Genomic DNA, 18,229 nt, shown 5'->3' on the forward strand with positions numbered 1-18,229 from the left:
TTGCCCATGCGTCCCGCAATTCTCGTCAGATCCCACCGGCGGCGCCAGCGTCTTCCCGGCATTCGCGGGGGCCGCGCGGCATACGGGCGGACATCGTGAGCGGTCAGCGGCCGAACAGCAGCAGCGCCAGCACCGCGCCCGCGTACAGGGACGGTCCGAAGGCGAGCCGGGTGCGCCCGCTCGCCCGGCGGGCGACGAGCCGCGCGATACCGGCGAGCGCGGTGAGGAGGAAGGCGAGGAACGTGCCGATGACGACGGCGTGCCAGCCGGTCCAGCCGAGCAGGGCTCCCACCGGTCCTGCCGCCTTCACGTCGCCGAGGCCCGGACCGTCCGGCAGGAGCGCGGCCACCAGGTAGAACGCCGGAAGGGCCACGGCGGCGAGGAGGGCCCGCAGCGCCGTCTCGGGGGACTGCGCGGCCGGATAGGCCAGGAGCAGCGCGAACACCGGGTAGGCGGGCAGGGTGAGGGCGTCGGGAAGGCGGTGCAGGGCGAGGTCGATCGCGCCCAGGACACTGGCGAGGACCGCGAGGGCCAGACAGCCCGGCAGCAGCGGGGAGGAGCCCAGGCGCCAGGCGAGCGCCGCCCCCGCGACGGCGGCGGCGGCGCCGATCGCGACGACGTGCTCGCGCAGGACGGCCGTGCTCTCGGCGTCGAGCCTCAGCCGGCCCCCGGCCGGTGCCGTGGGGCCGGCGGAACCCGTCACGACGGCCACCCGGCCAGGCGCGGGTCGGCGCTCAGCATGGTGCGCAGCAGTTCGGAGGTGGCCGGCTCCATCTCGGTGCCGAGCTGGTCGAGAACGGCTTCGAGCCTGTCCGCGTAGCGCTCCACCCCTTCGCGGTCGCCCGCCAGGTGAGCTGCGCGCATGGCCAGGCGGTACAGGGGCTCGGCCGCGGCCTCGACCCGGATCCCCGTGTCGGCCGCCTTGAGGGCCCCGAGGTGGTCACGCACCTCCAGGCAGTGTTCGGCCACCTGCGCGGCCGTGTCCACGACCGCGGCGATGATCTGCTGCCGGTAGCCCTCGGCCCAGATGTAGCGGCGCGGGGGCACACCGGCGAACGGCCGGTCGGCGACGAGGTCGAGAGCCTGCTGCCGGGAACGGTGCGTACCGCGGGTGGTGAGCTGGAGGAACCGGTCCCAGTCGGAGGTGACGTGCGGGCCGAAGCGCAGGCCCGCACCGGTGTCCTGGGGCAGGTACGGGGTGTCGTCCCCGGCGCTGCCGAGCCAGCGCCGCAGCGCGGACACGAGCCCGGCCGAGGAGACCGTGTTGGGGGCGGACGGGTTCAGGTCGACGGTCAGCTGCTGCAGCGATCCGCCGGGGTGCAGGGCGATCCACGCGGCCACCTCGGTCAGGCGTGTGGCGGCGGTCGGCTGGATCGAACCGGTGTCGACGCCGGTCAGGTGCGCGGGGCCGAGGATGTTGACCACGGGGCCGGTGGCGTCGGGGAGATCCGGGAGCCCGGAACCGTCGGCGGGCGGAACGGCCGTGCCCGCCGACTCGGGGAAGGCCGCGGTGACCTCCTCCGCCTCCTCGGCGGCCTCGGCGGTGGGGATCACGGGAGTGGGGCCGCGGTCGACCACCGTGGCGGTGGGGACCACGGGAACCGGGCTCCGGTCGACCACCGTGGCGGTGGGGACCACCACGGTCTCAGACGGTTCCGTCACCGGGACCTCTTCAGGCTCCGGGGCCCGGCTGGGTTCGCCGGTGAGGCCGAACAACTCCATCAGGGCGTCGAAGTCCTCGTCCGTGATGCGTTGCGGCACCAGGTGGCCGAGGGTGAGACCCGCGATGGTGAGCGGGCCGCCGGAGAGCGCGGGCATCCGTACCACCTGGGGCAGGACGTCGTGGTCGGCCGGGGCGATCAATGCTCCGCAGACCGGGTCGGTGTGCAGCCGTCCGGCGTCCGCCGCGTCTGCGGCCGTGAGGGGGACGGCGCTGACGGCGATGCGCGGGGTCCACGAATCAGGCGTGGCCGACGTCGTCCGGGCGTGCCGGACACTCGGGATCCCGGCGTCGGTGAGGGCCTGACGGATGACCTGGTTCCAGCCCGACAGGTCGGCGAGGGCCTCGGCCAGGGTGGCGACCGGCTGCAGCCGCCCGTAGCCGCTGTCGAGCTGCGCGAGGCCCTCGTCGAGGCCGGCCAGGAGGACACCGAGGTCGTCCCGCCACGGCGCGGAGGCGAGCTCCACGGCGAGAGCGCGGACGAACGGCCGCGCGTCGTTCACGTCGAGCAGCAGGACGCCGAGCGTCTCCAGGTCCACCAGTACGAGGTCGTCACCGTCGCGGCCGAGCGTGGCCAGGGCCGGGTATGGGGCGACGACGTGACGGGCGCTCTCCGCGTCGAGCAGGTCGGCGCCGGCGGCGGGGCACGTCCACCGAGCGGGGTCGGCGGTCGGCGTGAACGGCGCGACGGGCTGCCCGGGGTCCTCCAGGAGCACCAGATCGAGCGCGGTGGGGCCGAGCAGCACGGCCGCCACCCGCGGCAGCGGGCGGCCCTGCTCGGCGAGCCGGGCCGCCAGCGTGCGAAGGGCACGGTCGACGAGGTCCGCACCGGTGGGGTCCTCGCTGGCGCGCAGGCGCAGCTCCAGGTCCGCGAGCCGCTGGGAGGCCTGCGCGACAGGGTCGACGGACGCGGGCTGCGCGGGTGCGGTCGTGGCCGGCCCGGGCATGCGGATCCGCTCGCCCCGGCGGCGGCCGCGCTGCTGGAGCATGCGCTTGAGGCCCAGCGCGGACACGATGCCCGCCGCGACCAGGCCGCCCCAGGTGGCGATGGCGGCGATGTCGACGGCGGAACTGCTCTGGGTCAGTTCCGCCGGGGTCGCCTCGGGGGCCTCGGACGTCGGCGCGGCGGTGGTGGGCCCGGCGGGCTGGGCGGCCTCCGCGCCGGCGGACGGGGCGGAGGAGTCGGCGGCCGAGGGGGAGGCCTGCGCCGTCGGCGCAGCCGAGGGCTGCTGCGCGGGGCTCTGCGCCGGGGCCGGCGCGGTGGTGGGAGCCTGGGCGGCGGTCGAGGGCGAGGCCGCCGGCTCCGTCGACGGTGCCGCAGTCGGCGCGGGCGCGGTGCTCGGTGCCGCCGACGGTACGGACGGAGCCGGCTGCTGCGTGGCGGGCTGCTGCGCCGTCGGCGCCGGGGCCGTCGGAGCGGAGGCCGAGGGCGCCGGGCTCTGGGACGGCTGCGTGACGGGTGGCTGTGTCACGGAGCCCTGGCCGGAGGGCGAGACGGCGGCCGGGGAAGCCGGCTGCGGGATGGTGATGGTCCAGCCCGGGAAGATCTCGTCGGCCGCCGTCATCTGCCGCCCGTCCGGCATGGTGTGTCCGACGTTGGCCTCGGCGAGCTCGGGGTAGCGGTCGGCGTCGCCCAGCTCTCGCTCGGCGATGGAGGACAGGGTGTCGCCGGCCCGCACGGTCACGGTCGTCGGCGCACCCGCCGTCTGCGCGGACGCGCCCGCGCCACCGGTCCCCGGCAGGAAGAGCTGCCAGCCGGGCTGGATGTCGCCCGAGGCGTGGAACACGGCTCCGCCGGGCATCGTCCGGCCCTCGTTGAGGGCGGCGATCTCGTGCCAGCGGGCGCCGTCGCCGAGCTCGTGCTCGGCGATGCTCCAGAGGCTGTCGGCCGGGCTGGTGTCCTGGACGGTGTAGACGCGCTGGTCCGACGCGGCCTGGACCGCACCGCTTCGGACCTGGTCGGCCGCCGGGCCCGCCTCGGCCTGTTGCCCCGAGGCGGCGGACGCCGTCACCGCCACCCTGGCCTGCGCGGGAGCGGGCAGCCCGGGCGCGGCCGTGGCGGCGAAGGCGCCACCGGCGGTGGGCAGCAGGATCAGGATCCCGCCGACCAGGCCGGCGGCCGCGCGCTGGCTCAGCCCGAACCCGCGGAGCTTCGGGGCCCTGCGCCCGCGTAGCTGCGCGGGCACCTCCAGCAGCACGGACACCGCGAACTGCGCCCAGCCGATCCAGCCGATGACGGCGAGGACCAGCAAGGCGAGCCCGCCGGTGTCCTGCTTGGTCAGCAGGTCGTCCAGCGAGCCGAGACCGGTCAGGCCGAGCGGCAACAGGGCCCGGGTCGCCACGTAGAGGCCGATCGGCAGCGCGACCAGCAGAGCCGCCAGCGCGACCAGCGAGGCGAGCATGCGCAGCAGGTCGGCGAGCAGGTTGCGGCGGGCGGCGGGTCGTCGGGACATCAGGGAGCCTCCGGTCCGGTCACTCCGTAGACGAGGGTGGCGCTCGCCTCTCCGTGGACGGCGAGTTCGCCGACGCCCATCAGCGAGAAGAACTTGGTCTTGTAGGCGGGGCCGTCGACCGTCACGACCAGCTTTCGGTTGCCGTCCGCCGGGTGGGCGGATCCGGTGGCACCGTTGGCACGGAGGTAGGCCTGCGCGGCGGCGACGGCCTTGTCCGGGTCGACGGCGATGGCCTTGCCCGGAATGGCCTTGCCGGCGTCGAGCTGCTGGCCTCCGGTGCGGGCGGCCTCCTGGGCGATGCGCTCCGCCCGTTCGTCGGCGCGGATCTTGCCGCCGCCGTCGATGGTCAGCCCGATGATCAGCAGGAGGGAGGGCACCAGGATCGCGGCCCACAGACCGATGCTTCCGGAGTCGCGGCCACCCGCGGACCGGTCGCCCGGTCGTCCTCGGGTGGCCGTCGTGTGGTCGGTCATCAGCGCTCCACGAACCGGTCGATGGCAGAGGTGAACGTGCTGCGGATGGTGTGGGTCCCGGGCATGCCCGGGAAGGCGAGGTCACCGAGCGCGACGTCGCAGACCACTGTGGCGGTGACGGTGCCGCCCGTCCCCGTGGCGCCGAGATTGACGGCGACCGTCACTCGTGGTGAGCCCTGGCAGTGCAGGCCCTGCCGGGCCAGGGTCTGGCCGGCGGTGGCCGACGCGGCCGACGCGGCCGCGGCCGGGCTGCGGGCGATGGAGGCGTCGCGGGCGGCGTCCTCCACGGCGGAGTCGACGGCCTGGCTCGCGAGGGCGATCCGTCCGGCCATGAACGCCAGGGCGATGAACAGCATGAGGACCGGGACGAGGATCGCGGCCTCGATGGAGGCGCTGCCCTCGTCCCGGCGCGGGGCAAGGTTATGGAGGGTCAATGACCGGTCCAGTGCTCTCGGGGCGCGGACGCGCTCTGATCGACGGAGGGGCCGGACAGGAACGGGAGCAGGCTCGGAGCGCGCCCGGTCACCCGGATGGTGATCCGGTCGGCGGTCGAGGAGACACTCGCGTCCGCCTGCAGCAGCGAACTGCCCGCGGTCCGGTCGAGGACCTCCCTCGCGCGCGCGGTGCCCTTGCCCGGCGAGTCCTGGTGGCCGCGCCCGGCCGCGACGCCCGAACGGGCCGCGGACAGGGCGATCTCCCGGGCGTAGTACCACAGGCCCACCTGGACGACCAGCATGGTCAGAACGATGACCAGCGGGAAGACGATGGCCATTTCGAGGGAGACGTCCCCGCGGTCGTCCGTGAGACGGGGCCGTCGCCACCGGCGGCGGCCCCCCTCTTCCCGCTTGCTCATGACTTGACGGATAGCCACTTGTCCGGGCTCGTCATCCCTTGTCCGAGTTTTCGATCTTGCCCTTGTACTTGGACGCGAGCACCGCGATGGCGCCGGCGATTCCGATGGCGCAGGCGATGACGGCCACCCAGACGATGACCGTCGTGATGCTGATGTCGCCGCGCTCGGCGTCCTCCTCGCGCAGGGACCGGATCCGGGCGGACAGGACGTCGATCACCGCCAGGGCCGGCAGGTTCTCCGGGTCCGCCGAAACTATCGAGCGGATCTTGGTACCGAAGTCGTTCATGGGGTTCCTCCCGTTGAAGTGTGGTGCGTGTCCCGTCTGTGGCACGGGCCGGTCAGCCGGTCATGATGCGGATGATGGACGGGAAGGCGATGAGTGCCATCACCAGGACGGCCATGAGGGCGCCCGGCGCGGTCATCGCTTCGGAGGCCGCGTTGGCCTCCTCGGTCTGTCCCGCCATCAGCTCGGTGCGAAGGCTCTTCGCCCTGCTTCGAAGAGTGGTGTAGACGGCGGCACCGTCGTTCGCGGACAGGCGCATGATGTCGGCGACGTCGGCGAGGACCGGCAGGTCCAGCTCGGCGGCGAGCTGGCGCAGGCTCTCCCAGGGGGCGATCTTGTCGACACGAGCCCGGGTGAGGGCCTGCTGCAGGCGCACGAAGGCCCAGCTCCCGCCGACCGCGGCGGCCTTCTCCAGGGCTTCGGCCGGCCCGGCGTCGCCGGCCCGCTCCAGCGCCACCAGTTCGAGGTAGGCCGCGATCGCGTGGGAGAACTCCTGCCGGGCCCGCTTGGCCTGGTCCCGCAGCGCCAGGTCCGGGACGAACCACAGCACGGTGGCCAGGAGCAGTGACACCACGACCGGTACGGGTACCGGCATGGTCAGCCCGGCGACCGCCCACAGGGCGCACACCAGCGACGGCACCAGCAGGCCCATGAAGGCCATCGCCGCCTTGGTGAGCAGGAACCGACCGGGGTTCTGGCCGACCAGGGCCAGGCTGGTCCGAGGGATGCTCACCCCGGGGACCTGCTGCAGGTGCGTCTCCAGCCAGGCGCCGACGCGCTCGTCACGGGTCAGCTCGGTCGTGTCGGCGGCGCGCGGATTGTTGACGGCGTCCAGGGTGGCGGCCAGGTTGGGCTGCGGCCGTACGAGGGCCCGGACGAACAGCGCCACGCCCCCGCCGGCGAGGGCGCCGCCGATCACGGCGATCGGGTCGACCATCATCGTGCGCTCACCTCCCGGACCGGGCCGTGGTGCCCGGGGACCGGGGCGGAGGTCTGCTGGAGCTTCACGCTGGAACGCGGGTCGGCGATGAGGAAGCGCGGAGTGGGCCGGTAGGAGGCGAGCGATCGCATCCAGCTCAGCACGCCGACGAACCCGAGCAGGATGACCGCCAGGACCATCTGGCCGAGGAACGTCTTGTAGGGCTCGATGTAATCGGTGGCGAAGCTGCCCAGGACGAGGATGCCGACGGTCATCCAGGTCAGCCACTTCACGGTGGTGCGGGGTTTGGCCCGGTCCGCCTCGACGTCCCGGCGCTGGCGGACCTCCTCGCGGATGCTGTCGGCGAGGTCGTTGAGGGCTTGGGCCAGGCCGGGGCCCCGGTCGCTCGTCTTGAGGATGAGCGCGGAGACGACCTTGTCGGCGGTGGCGTCGCTCAGGATCGCGGCGAACGCCCGCAGGGCGTCGGCGGGACGCCAGCCGGACAGCAGCCGGGCCGCCAGCTCGCCCACCGGCTCCTGCAGCACGACCGGTGCGGTCTTGCGGCTGGAGATGATCGCCTGCTCCAGGCCCATGCCCAGCATCAGCACGTCGGACAGTCGCCGGGTCCACTCGGCGAGCGCGTCCAGCTGCTCGATCCGGGTCTTGTTGTTCCCCGTGGACGCGAGCAGCCAGGGCAGGCCCGCCACGACCAGGACGAGAATCATTCCGAGGACGAACCAGCCGGTGACGATCCACAGCAGCACGCCGCCCACCACCGAGGCGAGCAGTCGGGTGCGGGCCCGGGCGCGGGCCCGCACGTCGTGCTCGCCGGACGTCAGGGCGGCCCGCAGACGCGAGGCGGGTCCGGGAGCGGGCGGTGCCGTGGTGCCGACGAGTCCGACGGCGGCGCCCACGAGTCCGCCGACGACGAGCATCCCGGCGACCAGGCCGAACAGGAGTCGCGTCACGCCATCCTCACCATCAGGTCGAGCGGCCGGGCCCAGGTGCCCGCAGGGTTGTCCAGCAGCGGCGCGGGGAATCCGACGCGCATCAGGTCACCCAGGCAACTGGGGTGCATCAGCGGCACGGCGCGCTCCTCACCGACCTCCGGTCTCGGGCCGAAGATCGTGTTCGTGGACGGGCGGCCGTTCTCGCCCATGCCCGTGACCTCCAACACGTGGCTGACGAAGCGGTGGCGCCGCCCGCCGATACCGGTCTCGTCGATCATCTTCACGAAGACCACGAAGTCCAGGCCGTTGGCGCACTGACGGTACGCCAGGGCCTCGGTCATGCCGTGCCCGTACTCGAGGAACAGCTCGGCGATGCGGTCGAAGGTCATGTGCGGCTCACGCGCGTGCAGCGTGCACAGCGACCCGCCCTCTCCGTTGGTCATCACCCGCAGCATCGGTACGACCTCGGCGCCGCGGACCTCTCCGACGACCATGCGGCGCAGGCTCATCCGCAGCGCCGGGTAGATCAGGTCGCCGACGGTGATCTCGCCCGCGGCGCGGCCGTTGACGCGCTCGCCGTTGCCCTCGCGGGCCTCCATCGGGACGATCTGGCGCTCCTGGCCGTCGTCCTCGTGGAGGAACAGTTCGAACTCGGTCTCCAGCGTGCCGATCCGCTCCTCCGCCGGGATCTCGCGGGCCATCGCCCGCAGCAGACTGGTCTTGCCCACGCCCTGGGTGCCGACCACCATGACGTTCTTCTTCGCCCGGATCAGGGCGGCCAGGAACACCGCGAGGGTGCTGTCGATCGACCCGAGCTCGACCATCCCGTTCAGATCCATGTCCCGCACGCGGTGGCGGCGGATCGTCACGTAGGTGCGCGGGGTGACCTCGCTGATCACCTGCATGCGGGAGCCGTCCTCCAGCCGCAGGGCCAGGAAGGGGTTGGCGGTGGAGAGCGTGCGCTCACCGGATCCGCTGCGGCGGGCGAGGTCCCGCAGGAGTTCCCGCAGGTCCTCCTCGCTCTCCGCCACCGGCGGCACCTTGACGCGCCGGGAGTCGCCGTAGTCGATGTAGACCCGGTCATGGCCGTTGACGAGGATGTTCTCCACCCGGTCGTCGTCCAGGTACTGCTGGAGGCGACCGGCGCGGAACAGCAGGTCGTAGACCGCGCCCGACATCCGCCGGGCGGTCTCCGGCGGTACGGGCAGGCCGCTCTCGACCGCGGCGGCGGTCGCCCATACGGCCACGGCCTCGTTGATCAGCGCGCGGCCGCGCTGCATCTGGGTGGCCTGCTCCATCGACGGGTCGCGTTCCAGCTCGCGGGAGAGCCGGTCGGCGACCTGCCGCTTGAGCTGGGCCGCGACGGCGTGGTCGATGTCGTCGGTCGGCACCGCGCGGTGAGCCCGGGGGGCGGGCTGAGCGGAACGCCGGCCGGTGGCCTGCGGCGTCGCGGCCGGCGCGGCCGGGCCGCGCCGGGCGGCCGGGGGTTCCACGGCGCGCAGGGCCACGGTGGCGGCGGCCGCAGGGGCCGGCGTCACCGGTCCGAAGCGCAGCCCGGCGGGCAGCGCGGACGGACCGGCCGCCTCGTCCTCCTGAACGGTCGGTCGCACGCTCGGATCGGGGTGAAGAGGCTTACCGCTGAGCATTCGGTTGTCCTCCCACGGCATCGGGACGGGGAACGGGGGCCAGCCGCGCGCGGCGCTGCGCGGTCAGGGAGAAGACCCGCTCGGCACCCGAGCGCGCCGCCCGCATCAGGTCCGAGCGCTTGAACCCGCGTCCGCCGTCCTCGCCGTCCGACAGCACGGCGGCCGCCTTCGGGGAATGCGGCAGTGTCATGACGACCGGCACGCCGAGTTCGCGCGACACCTCGTCCGCGCTGTAGGGGCCCGACTCGACCAGGACGGCGCCCAGGCCGTCCGAGCCCGGCGAGTTGGCCTCCAGGTCCTCGCGCAGCGCCCGCACCCGCACCTGCGCGGACTGCACACCCCGCAGGGTGCCGCGCACCACGACGAGCTGCAGATCCGCCTTGCGTACCAGAGGGGACGCCAGGCCGTACGCCCCCGAACGGCCGAGGTCGACGATCACGTCGTGGCTGGGCTGCACGTTCTCGATCGCGGTGAACAGTCCGGCCAGCCGCTCCCACGTGTACGCCAGTCCGGCCGTCTGCGCCGGATCGGTGATCCCGGGCAACAACAGCCGGTCCGCGTCGCCGTCCGACAGGTCGACCAGCTGGCGCCAGAACGCCTCGCCCAACTGCCCCTGACGGTCGGCCACCGCGAGGTTGCGCAGCCCGTACGAACCGGGGGTGCGCCCGGACAGCGCCCCCAGCACCACCGCGCCGCCGTCCGGGTCGCACTCCGCCAGGATCGCCCGGCGTCCCGTTTCGAGCGGCCACGACAGCAGCAGCGCCAGCGCGGTGGTCGTGGCACCCGGGGCACCCGTGCAGCCGGAGACCGTGACGACCGCCATCAGCCCGTGCCCTTGGCGGCGACGATGAGCGCGATGCGCCCCGTCGCCGCACGGGCGGCCAGCGCCGGTCCGTCGGTGCCCGCCACCGCGAGGTCCACCGTCCTGCTCCCCGTGGTCTCCGGGTCGCCGACCCGCACCACCTTGGCCTTCATCGTCGCCGGCGGCGCGGCGTTCGCGGCGTTCGCCGCGGCCCCGGCGGCCGAGTCCTCACCCGGGGTCGACACCACCAGCACCGCCAGCCCCGGGGTCAGCGGCGTCGACGGCAGCTGCCCGGGCTTGAGGAGGACACCCACCAGCTGCTGCCCCGCGGCGATCAGCGGCGCGTCGGTCAGGTCCTCCTTGGTCACCAGGGCGCCGGCGTGCAGGCTGTTCGCCGCCCGCTTGCCGACCACCGTGCTCCGGTCGACCGCCAGGATCGGCTTGATCGCGGCCGGGTCCAACGTGATCGACGCCTCGGTCAGGTCCGCGTCGGTGATCACCGCGCCCTCGGCCACCGGCTTGGCCAATGCCACGACCGCCTTGTGCTGCCCGGTCGTCAGCACGGCGAAGGCGCCGAGGAGGCCGCCTGCCGCCACGAGTGCCACGGACAGGCCGATCAGCGCGGGGCGCCGGCGCCGGGCCGTCAACGCGCGCGGCGGGGCCGCCGGAGCCACGGCGGAAGGGCCGGCCGGCGCGCCCGCGCCGTGAGACCCGGTAACGGTGCTGCTCAAGAGCTACATCCCCCGAGGAGTAACGAGTAGGAGAGTCCGGGGCCGGGCCGAGGAACGGCCCGGGCCCGCGGACTGAACGGACCTCTGTCCGAGGACCTGGGCTAGTTGAGGACCTGGACTTCGCCGATGGTGAGTTCTGTGGTGGAGGTCTTGGTGATGGTGGGGAGGTCGCCTTGCTGGCCTCCGCCCTCCCAGTGCACCGTCCAGGTGGTGGTGGCGCTGACCGGGAACTTTCCGCCGGGCTTGCCCGCGCTGGTCGTGGTGTAGCGGTAGCCGCAGTCCGGCGACGTCGCGGCGCCGCTCTCAGGCGTGTACGGCGTTCCGGCGGTCGCGCAGCTGCGTGAGCCGCCGTCGCCCATCGACCAGTCGATCCGGGTCACCTTCGCGGTGACCGACACCGACAGTGCGCCGGAGGACTTCGACTCCACCCACGGGCCCCAGCTCGTCTTGGACGCCTTCGCCCACAGCCACACCGGCATCCCGATCACACCCTTCCCGCCCCGGTCCGGCGCGGTACCGATGTCCGGCACATCGAACGTCATCGAAGCGAAGATCTCCTGCGCCAGCTGCGCCGGAGTGGGGCCGCCGCCGAAGCCGGGCGGTGGGTTCTGCAGCCACACGGGGCCGTTGGGAGCCGAGTCGCCTTCGTAACCGAACGGGCAGGTACGGCCGTAGATGGCGCCGTCCCCGGGCTGATGGCCCACCCACACCCAGTTGTTGGGATCCGGCTGCGGATTCATCAGGTTGTAGTAGCAGCCGTCCTGGGCGTTGTACCAGCCGAAGTCGGGCGAGTTGCAGGGGACGGTCTGGGTCTGCCAGGTGCAGGTGGCAGAGCCTCCGCCGTTCCCGCCGCCCCCGCCCCCGTCGCCTCCTCCCGGGGGCTTGCCCGGGTCCTTGACGATGATGCAGACGTCAGTCTCGGGCGGGCAGCCGCCGTCCGCGCTCGCCGGGGCCGCGAGACCGAGGACGACGACCGAGGCCGCCGCCAGGGTGGCCATGCCCCGTCTCAGCATGACCGCGCCTTGTCGGTCGTGTACTGGGAGATCCGCCAGGTGCCGTCCGGCATCTGCTGGGCGCCGACGTTCACGACGAAACGGGTCGCCTGCGAGGGAGCGGCGGCGCTCTTGCCGTTGCTCGAGTACACCGGCTCCCAGTGGGAGACGTCGAGGCAGTCGGTCAGCGTGGCCTTGCCCGGAGACGCCGTCAGATCGATCGCCTCCACGGCGGGCGCGCTGACCAGGTCGCCCTTGAAGACGACCCCGCTCTGCTGGGACTCGAAGATCGTCGAGGCGAGCGACTTGTACGCGTCCCCCATGGCGACCGCCGACTGCTTGTTGACGTCGGCGTGGCCGGACCTCAACGCCGTCACCTTGTAATCGGTGAAGGCCTTGTACGCGGCCAGGACGTCGGTGCCCGCCTTGACCGTCGGGTCCGCCGTCGGGGCGGGGGGCGGCGCGGACGTGGTAGCCGCGGGGGCCGGACCCGCCGGGGTGGTCGTCGCGGCCTCGGCGGGTTTGTCGGACCCTCCGCCGCAGGCGGTGGCGGTGGCCGCCAGCACCAGGACACCCGCGACGGCGGGAACCCACGCGGTGATGTGGCGTGACGGCTTGATCGTTTCCTTCCCGATCCGGCCGGTCCTGTCTCGCAACGCGTCCCCCCACGCTTATCGAGTGACTATTGACTTTCCATTAGATCATCACACTGCCACGGTGATTCTGGCCTGTTCCCCCTGGTGAACGCCAGTCGCTTTGCGGTGGTCGAGATCTCGGGGGATCGCCGGTTTGTCGACATGGACATGAATTTCGAACGGGCCGGTGGGGAAAGCGTGGTGTTCGTGCGTACCCGCGATCACCGGCCCCGGAACACCCCCGGAGTCGGACACGGTGCGCGACTCGGAAATGACGAACCGTCAAACACTGACATCGGTGGAGTTGTTCCGAAGGATTCCGACGCGGCGGACGCGCCCCGCAGTTCCCGCGGGCGGCGAATCCCCACCGGCTCCGGCCTGCGGTCGCGTCCGGGCCGGGACGGGAACCGCGCACCGGCGCACCCTCCCGGTGGCCCTCTCCGCCGCTCGTCTTGAGGGTGCTTGTGACGCAGGTCTCAAGCTTCCGCGGGCGGCGGCGGCTCCCACGGTGCGAACCGGCGACGGCCCGGCCCCCAGGTCCGCGCCGGGGGCCGGGCTACTGCCACCCGACCAGGCGGAGCTCCGACTTCACGCGGGGGCTGTTCGGTGGGATGGAGGCGAGCTTCTTGGGGGTGGCGCCGGGGGTGAGGTCGAGGCGGTACAGCTCGGCGACGTCCTGGCCCTGCCGCGACAGGAACACCACCGACTTCAGGTCGGGAGAGGGGACGACGGCGGTGTTGTCGCGGTCGTTCTCGGGCAGCAGCGGCTCGACCTTCTGCACTGAGTCGAACGCGTCGGAGAGCACCACCAGGGAGAAGCCCTTGCCGGCGCAGAAGAGGCTGTGGTCGTCGGTCCAGAACTTCGGGGCGCACTGGGGGACGGTGTCGCCCCCGGGCAGGCTCTTGGAGTCCGAGGCGGAGGTGTTCGGGCCGAACCGGGCCGACTCGACGTACTGGTCGCCGTACCCGGGCGCCGCAGTGTCCTTGAGCCAGACGCCGCTGCCGTGGCTGCCCCCGGCGGCCGCGGCCGTGCCGGCCGGATTGACGGCCACGCTGTCGACGGTGTTGCCGAGAGGCACACGGGACCAGGGCCGGTCCCCCGCGAGTGCGAAGGCCGGTCCGTGGGAGAGCCCGCGGTCGGTGGCGGAGGCGCCCTGCTGACCGAGGTCACGGCTCAGAACGTGCCGGTCCTGGTTCTCGTACCACAGGGTCGAGGTGCCGCTCTGGAAGGCTGGTGTGCGGTCTTTGGCGCCCACCGTGAAGGGATCGGCGGACGGGGCGCCGACCGGCACGCCCTGGGGCCCGAGCGAGAATGCGGCCGCCGGGCCACCCGAGCTCCCCGCGGATTGTTGAGGGGACGGCAGCAGTCCCGCGACCAACGTGAAGTCCTTGTTGAAGGCCTGACGCAGGGCCCGAGGAACGCTGTCGTGCGCGTTGGGGTCGCAGAGGACCCCGGTGTCCGCGCCGGGAGGAAGCACGGAGACGGCGCGGGCGACTTCCCGCCCGTCGTCCACGGAGTACGAGGCGAGCGTCAGCTGCTGGGCGTTCGGGGCACCGCCGGCGCCCGGCTTCACGTCGCACCACGACACGGTGACGGTTCCCGGCACGCCGATCGCTTTGGCGGGGTCGCTCGTGGAGTTCCCGGGCACGCCGGAGGGGGAGCCGCCGTTCTGGGAACCCTTCGTGCCGTCCGCGGCGCCGCAACCGGTGAGCGCCAAGGCGATCACTGCCGCGACCGAAGCCCCGCCGTAGGTCCGTGCACGCCAGCGCATAGGTTCCCCACTCCTCGTTACGGCAACGAGCCGGACGCTATCAGACGCCCCGCGCTCGCAGACGGTGATCACGGACGGGGCGGTGAGGACGGACGTCAGGTGACGTGCAAGCGGGCCAGACGCAGGCGGAGTCGGACCAGGGAGGCCGGGTCGGCGGGAGGGACGATCTGGCGGAGCTGCAGGAGGGCGCGGCCGGTTTGGAGGGCCTGCCGGGGATCGGTGATGCGGCCCCACAGGTCCTGGGCGTGGTCGGCGGCGCGGTGGGTGCTCGGGTGGTCGACCCCCACGGACTGGGTCCGGGCGAGGGCCAGGGCGGTGTACTGAACGGTGGCTGTCGCCAGGTCTCCGCGTACGGCGGCGAGTTGGGCCTCGGCCTCGGCGACCCGGTCGACCTGGCGCGGGTCGGCCTTGAGCTGCTTGAGCTGGGCGGCCGCCGTGATCCAGTCGCCGGCCTCGACGGCCGCCATGAGGGCGCTCTCCGGAGTGGGCGGGACGGCCGGGGCGGGCGTCGCGGCGGCGGGCGGCCGCGCCTGCGGTCCGGCGGCGGGCGGTTCTTCGAGCCGGTCGGCTCCGGCGGGCCCCGGCGGCGTCGCCCGCGTCGGGGGAGCGTCCTTGGCCCGGGGCTCCTTGGCGGGCTTCGGCGGCTTGGGGGCCTTCTTCGGCCTGGCGCCGCGCCGCCGCGAGGACGCCGGTTTCTCCAGCGTCGACTCGGCGCCGTCGGGGTGCGCCGCCAGGATCCAGTCCGCGCCGTCGGTGTCGGTCAGCTTGACCCGGACCGGCCTGCCGAGACGCGCGGCGGTGGCGACGGCGTGCGCGAACGCAGCCGGGCGTGCCTCCTCACCGGGTGGCACCGGGACGGGGTTCCCGTCCACCAGGGCGTCGCCGTCGGCGCCGAGCACGATGGTGACCAGCGGCCAGCCGGGCACCTGTAGGTCGTTTCCCACGGTTTGTCGTTCCTCCAGCAGGTCATCCGAGGTTGAGGGTGTCCAGCCGCCAGGGCCGCGCGGTGTCGTCGCGGAGCAGGACGACGAGCGCGACGTGGACTTCGGGCGGGCCGGTCCATCCGTCGCGGCCCGTGGGCGTGGCGGTGACCACCCACCGTTGGTAGGCGGTCGTGGGGCCGTCGGTCGGCCCGCCGTCCTCATGGGACTGCTGGGCCCGGACGGTGGTGAAGGCATGGTGCGACGCCCATGTGTTCCACGTGTTGCCGGGCTGGGCGCGCGGGCTCATCGACGCGGCTCCGTCCGCCCGTCGTGCCGTGAACATGGGGGCGGCCCGTTTCTCCGCGTCCATCGGGGACGCGTCGATGTCGGTGTCCACGGTCCACATGGCGGTGAGGGCGGCCTTGGCCACGGCCGCCGGGTCGCCGCCGTCGACCGTGCCGAAGTCGGGCAGGCCGGCCGCCGGGGTCCCGCCGCGACCGGGGGCGAGCGGCGCGGCGACCGGGGCGGTGGTGGGGGAGGAGGGCGGCACCGGCCGGGGGCGCAGCGGGCCGCCGTCCAGGGAGCACCCGGTGACGAGGACGGCCAGGAGGGCGGCCGCTGCCGTGCGCTTCAGGGACGAGGTCATCCGAATCGCCTGACCTTCCAGGGGTACTTCTCGTACCAGTCGAGGGTGGCGACCTTGACCACGTCGCCGGTGTGAGGGGCGTGGATCATCTGGTGGTTGCCGATGTAGATGCCGATGTGGTCGTAGTCGCCGTTGTTGTGGAGGTCGAAGCCGATGATGTCGCCGGGCTGCATGGCGTTGCGGTCGACTGCGGTGCCCATCGTCACCTGGATCTCGCTGCTGTGCGGCAGGTCGATCTTGCCCTTGGAGGCCTGGTAGACGGCGTACAGCACCAGCCCTGAGCAGTCGTAGCCACCGCCGGTCGGGCCGTGCTCGTCCCCGCCGCCCCAGACATAGGGGAGGTCGAGCTTGGCACGGGCGGCCTCGATGACGGCGTCCCCGAACGGCCCGCCACCGGCGAGGGGAAGGCTGTACTTGCTGATCAGGCCGCGGATCTTCTGTACGTACCCCAGGGTCTCGGTGTACGGCGGGACTCCGTGCTTGTCCCTCACCGCGTCGGGGCCGGCGTTGTAGGCGGCCAGCATGAGGTCGGTGATGTCGCCGCTGGCCTTGCCGGCCTTGACGTACTTCTGGACCTCGCCCGCCAGGAAGCAGTCGTACCGACCCTGGGCCATGATCGCGTCCGGCGGGTCGAAGGGGGAGCCGCCGTCGTGGTTGTCGTTCTCGTCCTTCCCCCAGTCCTTCCACGTGCCGGGCATGAACTGGCTGATCCCCTGCGCACCTGCGGGGCTGGTCCGGTCGGGGATCCAGTCGGACTCGGCCTCGATCTGCGCGGCGATGACCGCCGGGCTCAGCGCGCCGGGGACGTCCTCGCACACACCGGCCTTCAGAACCCACGCCAGGTACTCCGGGGGGACCTTCGAGGTGTCGAGGTTCCCCCCCGCTCCCGAGCCGCCCGAACTCGGAGGCGGTCCCCCTCCGAAAGCGGCCACCACGAAGAACCCGAACATGGCGACGACGACTCCGCAGCCGACGAAAAAGGCCACGACCACCTTGCCCAGGCTCCCATTCACGCCGCGTCTTCCCCCCGAGGTCGCATGACGGAGATTCGCACCCTAGGACATTCGGACATCAGTGCGCATCAAGTGATCCTCCGTCAAGCGGTCTCCCAGCAGCGACGTGCGTGCTGAAAGCCTGTCGGCTGAACGGCTGAAATCAACATATGATCTGCCGGATGCGCTCTGCGCTGCTCACCGGGGGTGCCCCGGTCCTGCCCATCGAGACCCTGGGGGAACCGAGATGATGTTCGACCTTCTGCAAGCCGGCGCGGACGGCGTCCAGCATGTCGCCCACGGGGCCGGACACATCCTGGCGGACACCCCGGCACCGAAGTTCGACGTCGACCCGGGAACCGGCTCGGCGCCGCCCGGCGCCGAGAAGCTGAAGACCGTCCTCCAGTGGGTCGCCTGGGTCGTCTTCGCCCTGTGCGTCTGCGGCATCCTGCTGACCGCCGGAAAGATGGCCGTCTCCCACAGCCGCGGGCAGGGCGGCGAGCACGCCTCCTCGCTGGCCTGGGTACTCGCCGCCTGCATCCTCGGCGGCGCGGCGTCCGGTCTCGTCGGGATGCTCATCTGAGCCGACACCACGGCCTGCAGACCCACGGGGAGACCGTCATGCCCGATCAGACTTCCTTGAGCGGGCCGGACGGCCCGCGCAACCCCTTCACGAACAGGCGGTTCATCGCTTCCGGCGCCTTCCTGGGGTCCGTCGCCCTACTGGGAAGCTGGGTGGCCCTGAGCGGCGGAGACAACGGCAAGACCGCCGGCGGCGCTCCGGCGACGGCTGTTGAAGTCCCCACCGGTACCCCCGGCGTCCCGGGAGCGACCGCCGGGACCCCGACGGCGGGTTCGGGCAGCGGCGCCCCCTGCCCTCAGTTGTCCGACACGAACCAGACTCCGCTGAGCATCGGCAACACGTTCGCCCCGGGCGAGCTCGCCTGGAAGGACTTCCACGGCTACCAGCTGCCCGAGTCGCAATCCTCCGGGCCCGCCGTGCGTTCGGGCGAGGTGGCTCGCTGCTACTCCCACACCCCCCGCGGTGCGGTGCTGGCCCTCGCCCAGACCTCGATCCGCAGTTCCGCCGCCGACAACTGGCGCCCCGTCATCGACCAGCAGGTGGCCCCCGGGCCGGAGCGCGATTCCTACCTGCAGTTCGTCACGGCCGACCGGGTGAATCCGTCCAAGCCGAGCCCCGCCTTCTCGACCATCGGCCAGTACGCCGCCTACCAGGTCAACTCGTACACGGCCGACACCGCCGTGGTGACCTTCGCGATCAAGTTCCCCATGGGCGGTGCCTACCGCACCGTCGTGCTCACTGCGGTGTGGGACGGCGGCGACTGGAAGCAGAAGATGACGCCCAACGGCCAGCAGAGCTCCTCGTTCGGCCAGCAGAAGACCGTGACCGACATGGTCCCGTTCCGGATGGGGAGCTGA

The 18,229-nt window shown here is 72.9% G+C and carries 19 protein-coding genes; 2 read left to right on the top strand and 17 right to left on the bottom strand.

The window, feature by feature from the left end:
- Nucleotides 1–103: 103 nt before the first annotated feature.
- The 17 genes from ACFV04_RS19355 to ACFV04_RS19435 form a co-directional block, all read right to left on the bottom strand.
- Nucleotides 104–703 carry a prepilin peptidase gene (locus tag ACFV04_RS19355; RefSeq protein WP_380347701.1) on the bottom strand — a complete coding sequence of 200 codons (600 nt, stop codon included), beginning with the start codon at nt 701–703 and terminating at the stop codon, nt 104–106.
- Entirely contained in the window at nt 700–4,173 is a 3,474-nt protein-coding gene (locus tag ACFV04_RS19360; protein WP_380530435.1) for a LysM peptidoglycan-binding domain-containing protein, read from the bottom strand. Before ACFV04_RS19360 ends, ACFV04_RS19355 begins: the two co-directional genes overlap by 4 nt.
- A complete protein-coding gene (locus ACFV04_RS19365; RefSeq protein ID WP_380530438.1) occupies nt 4,173–4,646 on the bottom strand; it encodes a pilus assembly protein TadG-related protein in 474 nt (157 codons plus the stop codon). The genes ACFV04_RS19360 and ACFV04_RS19365 overlap by 1 nt, the downstream gene beginning before the upstream one ends.
- Entirely contained in the window at nt 4,646–5,080 is a 435-nt protein-coding gene (locus tag ACFV04_RS19370; protein ID WP_380530441.1) for a TadE family protein, read from the bottom strand. The genes ACFV04_RS19365 and ACFV04_RS19370 overlap by 1 nt, the downstream gene beginning before the upstream one ends.
- Nucleotides 5,077–5,499: a TadE/TadG family type IV pilus assembly protein gene (locus ACFV04_RS19375; RefSeq protein ID WP_380530443.1), complete on the bottom strand. Its 423-nt coding sequence runs from the start codon at nt 5,497–5,499 to the stop codon at nt 5,077–5,079. The genes ACFV04_RS19370 and ACFV04_RS19375 overlap by 4 nt, the downstream gene beginning before the upstream one ends.
- A 31-nt stretch (nt 5,500–5,530) precedes the next feature.
- Nucleotides 5,531–5,785: a hypothetical protein gene (locus ACFV04_RS19380; protein WP_380347712.1), complete on the bottom strand. Its 255-nt coding sequence runs from the start codon at nt 5,783–5,785 to the stop codon at nt 5,531–5,533.
- 52 nt (nt 5,786–5,837) lie between these two features.
- Entirely contained in the window at nt 5,838–6,722 is an 885-nt protein-coding gene (locus ACFV04_RS19385) for a hypothetical protein (protein WP_380347714.1), read from the bottom strand.
- Entirely contained in the window at nt 6,719–7,669 is a 951-nt protein-coding gene (locus ACFV04_RS19390; RefSeq protein ID WP_380347716.1) for a type II secretion system F family protein, read from the bottom strand. The genes ACFV04_RS19385 and ACFV04_RS19390 overlap by 4 nt, the downstream gene beginning before the upstream one ends.
- Nucleotides 7,666–9,261: a CpaF family protein gene (locus tag ACFV04_RS19395; RefSeq protein WP_380530447.1), complete on the bottom strand. Its 1,596-nt coding sequence runs from the start codon at nt 9,259–9,261 to the stop codon at nt 7,666–7,668. The genes ACFV04_RS19390 and ACFV04_RS19395 overlap by 4 nt, the downstream gene beginning before the upstream one ends.
- Before the next feature lie 22 nt (nt 9,262–9,283).
- Nucleotides 9,284–10,120: a hypothetical protein gene (locus tag ACFV04_RS19400; protein WP_380530449.1), complete on the bottom strand. Its 837-nt coding sequence runs from the start codon at nt 10,118–10,120 to the stop codon at nt 9,284–9,286.
- On the bottom strand, nt 10,120–10,830 hold the full coding sequence (locus ACFV04_RS19405; protein WP_380347722.1) for a flagella basal body P-ring formation protein FlgA: 711 nt from the start codon (nt 10,828–10,830) through the stop codon (nt 10,120–10,122). Before ACFV04_RS19405 ends, ACFV04_RS19400 begins: the two co-directional genes overlap by 1 nt.
- A gap of 101 nt (nt 10,831–10,931) precedes the next feature.
- Complete coding sequence (locus ACFV04_RS19410; protein WP_380347724.1) at nt 10,932–11,843, bottom strand: hypothetical protein; 912 nt, start codon at nt 11,841–11,843, stop codon at nt 10,932–10,934.
- Nucleotides 11,837–12,478 (bottom strand): hypothetical protein, encoded by a 642-nt coding sequence (locus ACFV04_RS19415; protein WP_380347726.1) that lies wholly within the window; start codon nt 12,476–12,478, stop codon nt 11,837–11,839. Before ACFV04_RS19415 ends, ACFV04_RS19410 begins: the two co-directional genes overlap by 7 nt.
- A 535-nt stretch (nt 12,479–13,013) precedes the next feature.
- Nucleotides 13,014–14,228 carry a hypothetical protein gene (locus ACFV04_RS19420; protein ID WP_380347728.1) on the bottom strand — a complete coding sequence of 405 codons (1,215 nt, stop codon included), beginning with the start codon at nt 14,226–14,228 and terminating at the stop codon, nt 13,014–13,016.
- A gap of 95 nt (nt 14,229–14,323) precedes the next feature.
- Complete coding sequence (locus ACFV04_RS19425) at nt 14,324–15,172, bottom strand: hypothetical protein (RefSeq protein WP_380530454.1); 849 nt, start codon at nt 15,170–15,172, stop codon at nt 14,324–14,326.
- A gap of 22 nt (nt 15,173–15,194) precedes the next feature.
- Entirely contained in the window at nt 15,195–15,797 is a 603-nt protein-coding gene (locus ACFV04_RS19430) for a hypothetical protein (RefSeq protein ID WP_380530457.1), read from the bottom strand.
- Complete coding sequence (locus ACFV04_RS19435; protein ID WP_380530460.1) at nt 15,794–16,810, bottom strand: NlpC/P60 family protein; 1,017 nt, start codon at nt 16,808–16,810, stop codon at nt 15,794–15,796. Before ACFV04_RS19435 ends, ACFV04_RS19430 begins: the two co-directional genes overlap by 4 nt.
- A 226-nt stretch (nt 16,811–17,036) precedes the next feature.
- Here ACFV04_RS19435 and ACFV04_RS19440 point away from each other — a divergent pair, with 226 nt between their 5' ends.
- Both ACFV04_RS19440 and ACFV04_RS19445 read left to right on the top strand, forming a co-directional pair.
- Entirely contained in the window at nt 17,037–17,372 is a 336-nt protein-coding gene (locus ACFV04_RS19440; RefSeq protein WP_380530462.1) for a hypothetical protein, read from the top strand.
- Between the two features lie 299 nt (nt 17,373–17,671).
- Nucleotides 17,672–18,229, top strand: a complete 558-nt coding sequence (locus ACFV04_RS19445) for a hypothetical protein (protein ID WP_380530465.1) — start codon at nt 17,672–17,674, stop codon at nt 18,227–18,229.

The organism is Kitasatospora sp. NPDC059599, from assembly GCF_042735125.1.
GTDB lineage: Bacteria > Actinomycetota > Actinomycetes > Streptomycetales > Streptomycetaceae > Kitasatospora.

Coding starts and splice junctions, on each gene's coding strand:
- ACFV04_RS19360 (WP_380530435.1), bottom strand. CDS start 4,173: ATGTCCCGACGACCCGCCGCCCGCCGCAACCTGCTCGCCGACCTGCTG.
- ACFV04_RS19400 (WP_380530449.1), bottom strand. CDS start 10,120: ATGGCGGTCGTCACGGTCTCCGGCTGCACGGGTGCCCCGGGTGCCACG.
- ACFV04_RS19440 (WP_380530462.1), top strand. CDS start 17,037: ATGATGTTCGACCTTCTGCAAGCCGGCGCGGACGGCGTCCAGCATGTC.
- ACFV04_RS19365 (WP_380530438.1), bottom strand. CDS start 4,646: ATGACCGACCACACGACGGCCACCCGAGGACGACCGGGCGACCGGTCC.
- ACFV04_RS19380 (WP_380347712.1), bottom strand. CDS start 5,785: ATGAACGACTTCGGTACCAAGATCCGCTCGATAGTTTCGGCGGACCCG.
- ACFV04_RS19375 (WP_380530443.1), bottom strand. CDS start 5,499: ATGAGCAAGCGGGAAGAGGGGGGCCGCCGCCGGTGGCGACGGCCCCGT.
- ACFV04_RS19420 (WP_380347728.1), bottom strand. CDS start 14,228: ATGCGCTGGCGTGCACGGACCTACGGCGGGGCTTCGGTCGCGGCAGTG.
- ACFV04_RS19410 (WP_380347724.1), bottom strand. CDS start 11,843: ATGCTGAGACGGGGCATGGCCACCCTGGCGGCGGCCTCGGTCGTCGTC.
- ACFV04_RS19385 (WP_380347714.1), bottom strand. CDS start 6,722: ATGATGGTCGACCCGATCGCCGTGATCGGCGGCGCCCTCGCCGGCGGG.
- ACFV04_RS19430 (WP_380530457.1), bottom strand. CDS start 15,797: ATGACCTCGTCCCTGAAGCGCACGGCAGCGGCCGCCCTCCTGGCCGTC.